The organism is Lentibacillus sp., assembly GCF_035301925.1.
GTDB lineage: Bacteria > Bacillota > Bacilli > Bacillales > Amphibacillaceae > Lentibacillus.
The window spans coordinates 1-8,327 of record NZ_DATGTI010000002.1; the positions used below are offsets into that span (position 1 = coordinate 1).

Annotated in this window: 7 protein-coding genes; all 7 read right to left on the reverse strand. The window is 41.6% G+C overall.

Annotated features, from left to right (window positions below; all coding sequences use genetic code 11):
- The coding region (locus VK080_RS00020; protein WP_324222750.1) for a hypothetical protein at positions 1 to 211 on the reverse strand (211 nt) is incomplete at its 3' end.
- A 487-nt stretch (positions 212 to 698) separates the two neighbouring features.
- A complete protein-coding gene (locus tag VK080_RS00025; RefSeq protein WP_324222751.1) occupies positions 699 to 2,048 on the reverse strand; it encodes a sodium:alanine symporter family protein in 1,350 nt (449 codons plus the stop codon).
- A 421-nt stretch (positions 2,049 to 2,469) separates the two neighbouring features.
- Complete coding sequence (argH, locus tag VK080_RS00030) at positions 2,470 to 3,867, reverse strand: argininosuccinate lyase (protein ID WP_324222752.1); 1,398 nt, start codon at positions 3,865 to 3,867, stop codon at positions 2,470 to 2,472.
- 45 nt (positions 3,868 to 3,912) lie between these two features.
- The gene (locus VK080_RS00035) at positions 3,913 to 5,598 is read right to left on the reverse strand and encodes an iron ABC transporter permease (RefSeq protein WP_324222753.1); all 1,686 of its coding nucleotides are present in this window, start codon (positions 5,596 to 5,598) and stop codon (positions 3,913 to 3,915) included.
- Entirely contained in the window at positions 5,599 to 6,702 is a 1,104-nt protein-coding gene (locus tag VK080_RS00040) for an ABC transporter ATP-binding protein (RefSeq protein ID WP_324222754.1), read from the reverse strand. It abuts the gene before it with no gap.
- Between the two features lie 39 nt (positions 6,703 to 6,741).
- Positions 6,742 to 7,842 (reverse strand): extracellular solute-binding protein, encoded by a 1,101-nt coding sequence (locus tag VK080_RS00045; RefSeq protein WP_324222755.1) that lies wholly within the window; start codon positions 7,840 to 7,842, stop codon positions 6,742 to 6,744.
- Between the two features lie 21 nt (positions 7,843 to 7,863).
- The coding region (locus tag VK080_RS00050) for an ROK family protein (protein ID WP_324222756.1) at positions 7,864 to 8,327 on the reverse strand (464 nt) is incomplete at its 5' end.

Below are 8,327 nucleotides of genomic sequence, written 5' to 3' on the forward strand. Positions count from 1 at the left end.
CTACTGCTTGTTCATCCGTCGCTTCCCCTGCTATAACGCCAACTTTCGGTGTCAAAGGGAAGCCTTTCCCCGTTCTGTTCATTTCCTGGGGTTTTGGGTTAACTGCAGAATTTTCTCCATCTGCTGCTGATACATTGCTCAATCCATTTAAAGCTGGAAGACCCAACAATAAAATGAAAGCCAGCACCAGTGCCTTTCTCCAATGATACAAAATAACGCCTCCTCTGATTATTATTTGCTGATAACTCTATTTAATATTTCGCTATCAACCAAAAAATAGACATAGCGATACAACCAAAGGAATTCAGAAGGCCCTTTCAATTTATCACTATGCCTAATCGCATCAGTCACATATGATATATTTTGAATTATTAAATAAATGGTAACATTAGTATAACTGAATATGAACATGAGAAAAGAACTATTTCTATGAAAAGAAAAACAGGTATCTTATCCTATATCCTTTGTAAATCCGAGAGTGTAAACAACCCATCGGGAGGAGCACAACGAGCGATTGCAGAGGGCATCTTTATTGTTGAATAAGTAACTGAATTTATTAACGGTATCCATCTTTATATTAAATTTAATTAGCTTCTACTGAACATCCGCATCTGGACATACCAATTTCATGAAAATGAACCAAAAGCACTCCCTATTTATCAGCTAAATAGAGAGTGCCTTGAATTCATATCTCAAGCTTAGGATACTTCTCTTTCTTCCTTCGCTTTTTTTTGAAAGCGCTTTGTTTCATAAATGATGACACCCGACAATCCAAGCAAACCTATAAGGTTAGGAGCTGCCATCAGACCGTTTAAGACGTCTGCCAGCGTCCAGATAACGTCAAGTGACGCTGTTGCGCCAACAAAAATGAACAGGACAAATACGGTACGATAAGCTTTAACGGCAGCAGGGTTCTTGAATAAGTACTGGAAACATTTTTCGCCATAGTAGCCCCATCCCAAAATGGTGGATGTTGCAAAGAACAACAGGCCGAATGTTACTAAGTACGGTCCTGCACCGCCGAGCATTGTTCCGAAAGCGGAAGCCGTAAGCACCCCGGCATCGATGGATGAATCCTGCCAATCGCCAGACATCACAATGGTAATTCCGGTAATGGAACAAACAATAAAAGTATCAATTAAAACCTGCGTCATGGAGACCAGTGCCTGTCTGCCCGGCAAGTCAGTTTTAGCCGCAGCTGCTGCAATCGGGGCAGATCCCAAACCAGCTTCATTGGAAAATAATCCGCGTGCTATACCAAATCGTATGACAGCACCGACGGTTCCACCTGCAGCGGCTTTACCTGAAAATGCGTATGTAAAAATAGTTCCCAGCGCTTCAGGTACAAGATTAATATTCATGATCATAACAATTAAACCGGCAAGAATATAAAATGCAGCCATAATCGGAACAAAGAATGCTGTTACACGACCAATCCATTTAATGCCGCCAAGGATAACCATTCCTGCAAAAATGACAAGTACGATACCTGTCAGCCAAAAGGGGACGGAAAATGTACTGTTCATTAAATCAGCAACAGCTTTTGCCTGTGTCCCATTGCCAATGCCGAATGCAGCAAGGGCACCAAATATCGCGAATAATACACCAAGCCATTTCTGTTTTAATCCGTGTTCCAGATAATACATCGGACCCCCGGACATATTCCCCTCAGAGTCTTTCACACGATATTTTACAGCCAGAATTGCTTCTCCATACTTTGTTGCCATTCCAAAAAATCCGGCTACCCACATCCATAAAATAGCTCCAGGTCCACCAAGGACAACAGCAGTTGCGACACCAACAATATTACCTGTTCCAACTGTAGCAGCTGAAGCGGTCATGAGTGCCTGGAAATGAGAAATGTCCCCATCCGATTTTTTATCCTGATTAGGAGAAAAAGCTAGTTTTAAAGCGTAAGGCAATGAGCGAACCTGAAGGACACCAAGCCTGATGGTCAAATAAACTCCAGTGCCTACCAATAGAACAAGCAAAGGCACTCCCCAAACAATACCACTTAGCTGGCTTAAAAATTCTTCAATTTGCTTCATAAGTGTCTCCTCTCTATTAAAGTGATATTAAACAATTAAGCACAGTTCCCTCCTTTGTCGTTTCGACCCGTTTTTAACAGAATTTTGTCATACTAATCTGCTAATTATAAGTGAACCGAAAATTCTGTAATGTGTCAAGGATGAATTATATTTCTGAAAAACATCTGTATGGGTAAATAGGAAACAAAAAAGGGAGCAGTTATGACATTTGAAGCTGCTCTCCTGAAATATGTTCACCCTGAAAGCTCCCCTTATAATCGACAAGCCCGTCACCTGTAAACGGAAGACAATGCGTAAGACATGATGAAAGAATCCCTCAGCAGAAAATTGATGTGAAAAAGCCCTGTGTGTTTGACAGTCTATCCTCAGACATCCCTTAAAAAGATTTATTCAGGGATTTTTCATTTGTGAATCATCTCTCCTACTTTCTTTCTTCAATCATATCTCTTACCACATCAGGATTTGGACCGCCTGTCCGGTCTCTCCTATACACAAAATAATATGGATCGGTAATTTCCTTCCATTCTTTTTCGTTCAATGAAACATCTTCAAGCCATTTATTAATCACTTTTAGAGAGATTTCATATAGTTCTTTCCCATCCGCAGTTGCCTTTTTAGCAATCACACTTGCTTTGCGATGCGCTTTACGGAAAGAAATGCCGTGATCGCGTGTGAGGACATCAGCTAACTCAGTAATGGTGATCATATTTTCTTTAGCCTGCTGATAAGCGCGTTCTTTATTAAAGTCCATCGTCAGCACAACAGCATGCATCAGTTTCAATACACGAAGAGCTTTACGGAAACCCTTATATAGATGCGGCTGCAAATCGTCCTCTGTATCATTTATATCCCCATAAGGTGTGTTGTGGATCATATGAATAACTGCCATACCCTCCGATGCGGCACTGCTTGCGACGGCACGCGAGTGTTCGATGGATACCGGATTTCTTTTTTGCGGCATAATGCTGCTGATCTGAACATATGCATCGGATACCTTAATCAGGCCCACTTCTCTGGAAGCCATTCTGAGAAATTCCTGCAGCCAGCGTCCGATATTTGTCATCAGGCCGATCAGTGATTGTGCAGCTTCCGTAAGGTAATCACCTGCAGCGATGGCATCATAAGAATTCTCTATTAAACCGTCAAAACCCAGAAGTTCCACCATTCTTTCCCGGTTAATAGGGAAGCCGGAAGTCGTAATGGCAGCAGCTCCCATAGGTGATTTGTTCACAGTCTGATAAGCTCGTTTCAACCGGTTAATATCACGCTGTAAATTATCATAAATAGCCGCCAAATAGTGCCCGAACGTTGTCGGCTGGGCAGGCTGTGTATGAGTGTGAGCCGGCATAATCGATAACACATGATTTTCCGCTTGATACAAAATAGCTTCACAAAGTTTTTCAGCTTGTTTCACTGTCTCATTGAGATAATCCCTTAGTACAATCCGATACATCGCTTCTCCCATATCATTACGGCTCTTCGCGATATGCATCTTCCCCGCCAGTTCTTCGCCGATCAATTCACCTATACGGGATTCAACGAGAAAAAAGAGATCTTCATATGAAGGGGAGTATTCGATTTCGTCTTTATCCATTTTCTCGACTTTATACACAGCATCCAATATCTTATCTGCCTCTGCTATCTCAAGAATGCCCTGTTCGGCCAGCATTGTCGTGTGAGCCTTATGAATCATAAACATCGCACCAAATAAATGCTCTCGCTGGTCATAAAAAACCGGCTTAAGCAATTCTTCCATATACGTTTTCCCCGGGAATGACAACCCGTCTGTTTGCTCGAATGTTTCCCTGAGTGTATGCATCAAAACACCTCGACTTTTCTTAAGTTGAATCGTTCAATACTCCTGTTATAATGTATTTTCTGATTTGACACCGAAGAATCGATACGATATAAACATGACTATCGCAATCAAGCCGACCTGAATCATACCGAATGCAGCTGCCTGCCCGATATTGAACATCCGAAGCTGGTTCATAATTTCAATAGATATTGGCCGGTTATCTAATGTATACAAAAGTACGGAGGTAGGGAACTCCCCGACAGCCTGAACAAAAGCAAGCAATGTACCGCTTAGTACACCAGGCAAAATAATTGGAACAACGATCCGCCGGAATGTATAAAACCATTTTGCACCAAGATTTTGCGCCGCCTCTTCCAGTGAATCATCCATCTGCTCAAGCACAGCATTTGTCGAACGAACAACCAAAGGTATAAAGCGGATAAAATAGGCTAACGGCAAAATCCAGAATGTCCCGACCAGTACTTCCCCGAATGAGAACACGGATGGTTTGTTAAAAGCAAGAATCATGTTCATCCCTACGACTGTCGCAGGCAATGCCCATGGAATCATAACCAGTATATCCAACAGATTTTTTCCTATAAAACTCCGCTTAACAAGAGCATAGGAGGTAATCATTCCAAAAGTAAACACTCCAATACAGGCAAGCGTCGTCATAATCAGACTATTGCGTACCGGATCCCATATATTCGGATCTTCAAATAACAACCGGAAATTCTCAAAACTGAATGCTTGCGGATAAGTCTGCCATGTCCAGGCTCCCTCAGGTACAAGCGATAGAATAAGCAATGTTGCATGTGGCAGTAAAAGAATAATCATGGTTATGATACCAAGTGTGACCATAACCACTTTCAGGACAGGATTATTCACTTCACTTCGATGTGCCCCTATTCCTTTACTTGCCATACGATAGTCCTTTCGGCTTTGATACCAGCGCATGAACAGCAAAAATCCAATCGAGACCATGGATAAAATGACTGACTGTGTCGCTGCCATTTCTAGGTCTCCGTTCATTTTTGAAAAATAGATTTGCAGACTTAATACTCTGTAACCGCCTGCGAGTAGGAACGGCGCACTAAATGATGCCATAGATACCATGAACACCAAAAGTGATGCGGCAACAAGTCCCGGAGTAAGCAATGGGAAAGTCACCCTCCAGAAGACCTTAAACTTACTTGAACCAAGGTTATACGCTGCCTCTTCCAAAGATGGATCAATGTTGTTCAATGCTGATGATGCTGTCATATAAAAATATGGATACATCGTATAAGCATGAACAATTAAAATACCCGAGACACCGCCAATTTGAAACGGAACTTTAGATAAATTAAGCAAATCCTTTATGGCATTTGGTACAAGGCCAACTTCCCCATATAAGAACATAAATGCCATAACCCCCACTAGCGATGGAAGGACAATCGGCATAATAGCAATATTTGAGAAGAATTGCCGTCCCGGAAAATCGTATCTGTTAAAAATATAAGCAAGCGGAACACCAATTAACGCACTTAAAAGGACGGATAGAATGGAAATATACACGGAATGCCAAAGCGCTTCCAAGTTTGCAGCAGCCTTGGGACCGAAGAAATCAGTGTAATTCCCAATGGAAAATGCGCCATTCTGTTTAAAACTTTCAATCAGTGTTGAAATAGATGGATACAGAACATAACCTATCAGGATAAGCACAACCGGGTTAAGCAGATAAATTGTTTTTCTTTTTTCGGCATTCAACATTTATACGTCACCCTTTGATTCTGGAATAATCCTCACCTGTGATTCAGGAAGGTAAGCGTAAACCTCTGCTCCTTCTATCAAGTATGTACTTGGACCCCGGTTAAGTTCTGTCGCTTTTATTGTTGCATTCTCGTTGATATTAACAAAAGTATGCACAGATTCCCCGGTGAACTGCACAGACTCGACCGTCCCGGAAAAAACATTAATTCCTTCCATCGGCTTTTCATCAACTTTTACTGCCTCAGGGCGAACGGACATGTATAATTGATTGTCATCCTCATATGAAGCAATGTTTTCGTCTGAATTATTAACATGAATCGATTCATTCAAGTCGTTGCTTTTATAGATAAAGTTAGGTCCCTCTTCTTTATCTTTTTCCACTGGGAGTATATTGGTTTCCCCGATAAATTCTGCAACAAAATCATTTACAGGTTGATTATAAATTTCTGTCGGTGTGCCCACCTGCTGGCACTCACCCACATTAAATACAGCAATTCTGTCACTCATCGTCAACGCTTCCACCTGATCATGTGTAACATAAATCGTTGTAATATCATACTCCCGCTGTAGTCGCAGAATCTCTGTCCGCATTTCATCTCTTAATCTAGCATCGAGATTACTTAGCGGTTCATCCAGCAGAAGGATATCCGGTTCAATGACCAGGGCTCGGGCCAAAGCAACCCTTTGCTGCTGACCTCCGCTCAATTGGCTGACCTGCCGATCGATGAATTGTTCAAGACGCACTTTTTTCAGGACATCTTCCACTTTTTGTTTAACAACATGTTTCTTCAGTTTTCTTACTTTCAGTCCGAACGCAATATTTTCAAAGACAGTCATGTGGGGAAATAAGGCATAGTTTTGAAAAACCATGCCTGTATTTCTTTTTTCCGGTGAAACGGACGTCATATCACGATCGTTAAATTTCACTTTTCCTATAGTGGGAAAATAGAACCCTGCAATCATTCGTAAAGTAGTTGTTTTTCCACACCCGCTTGGTCCGAGAAAGGTGAAGAATTCCCCTTCATTGATTACCAAATCTAATCCTTTGACGGCTGTTACATCACCAAATTGTTTCGTTATTTCTGATAGATTCACTGTTGACATGAAAACAACTCCTCTGCTCCAATAAGCCTGACTTACTGATTACCCTTTATCACTTTTGTCTTTTTCAGTATTCTTAATCTTGTTATCCCAATACTCCATCCATTTTCCTGATTTCTCCTGGAACAACTTCCAATCAATGTCCATCGGATTAATTTCAGTTTCCGTAATCCATTCAGGCAAATCTTCTATGTCATTTCTGGTTGGAATGCGGTAATAAGTTTCCGCGAGTATCTTCGCTGCTTCCGGTGTATTCACAAATTCATAGAATGCTTCAGCAGCTTTTGGATTCTGAGCATTTTTAATGATTGCAATTCCCTCAGTCAGTACTGGCGTGCCGCTTTCCGGAATGACATAGTCAAACGGGTAGCCTTTTTCTTTAGCGAGCATAACCGTATCCGGCATATTCCAGACAGACAGTGAGCCCGCACCTTTTGCTACTTGGTTGTACATGATCTCAGGATTTGCTGCGTATTCTTTTGTATTTTCATCCAATTTCTGCAGCCATTCATAACCTTTTTGCGGATCTTCTGTATCCTTATAAGTTCTGTAAATCATTGATGAGTAAATCGTTCTCATTGTTCCTGAAGCAAGTGGATAGCGTATGATAATTTCATCTTTCCATTTTGGATCCAGTAGATCATCCCAATCCTTTGGTGCCTCTTCTTCAGAAATCTCTTTTGTATTGTACATGATTACTTCCGGGGTAATAGACGTACCAGACCACATCCAATCTTCATCATGGTACATATCATCAAGCGCATCTGCATAGGAAGGCTTATATTCCGCCAGCAGCCCTTCTTCTTTCGCCTGATCAAAGTTCACCTGTGGAGCTCCCCACCAAACGTCTGCCTGCGGATTATTTTTTTCGGAACGGACACGGTCAAGGATTTCCTGGGATCCCATGTCCAAGAATTCCATATCAACGTCATATTCCTGCTCGAATCGCTTCTCAAAATCACTTAATATGTCCTTGCCATGCGGCGAGTAAACAACTACCTTGTCTTCCAGATCTTCACCTGATCCTTCTCCCGTTCCTTCGTCTTCAGCACTATTGCTCTCACCTTCATCTCCACCTGCCATACAGCCGGCAAGAATTAAACTAAGAATAACAGTAAAACATAACAGCCAAATTTTTTTCAATTTAAATTAACCCCTTCCCTTTTAGATCTTAAATAGTCCTTCATACTCATTAAAAAATAGTGCTGCTCCCCCGATAACACCCGCTTCTTTACCAAATGATGTCCGTACAACTTTACATTGCTGTGGAGCGTATCGCCTCATGACCTCCATTACTTTTTTATGAATTATGGAAAATGATCCGCTGACACCACCTCCTAAAATAATTAATTCCGGATCGAATAATGACACATAATTTGTGATTCCAACAGCCAGATTTTCCAGTGCTTCTCCAACAATTTCAACAGCATCTTCATGACCTTCAGCATACAGCTCAAACGCTTTCCTGGATGTTATATTCCTCTGAAAGCGCTCAGACATTTGCAGGCTGATGGCCGAACCGCCTGCAACACTTTCCAGAAAACCGTAGCCTTTATGAACAGGGTGATAGTTTTTCGCCAACTTTTTATCGGTTATAAGATAACCAATTTCACCCGCACCATAATTTG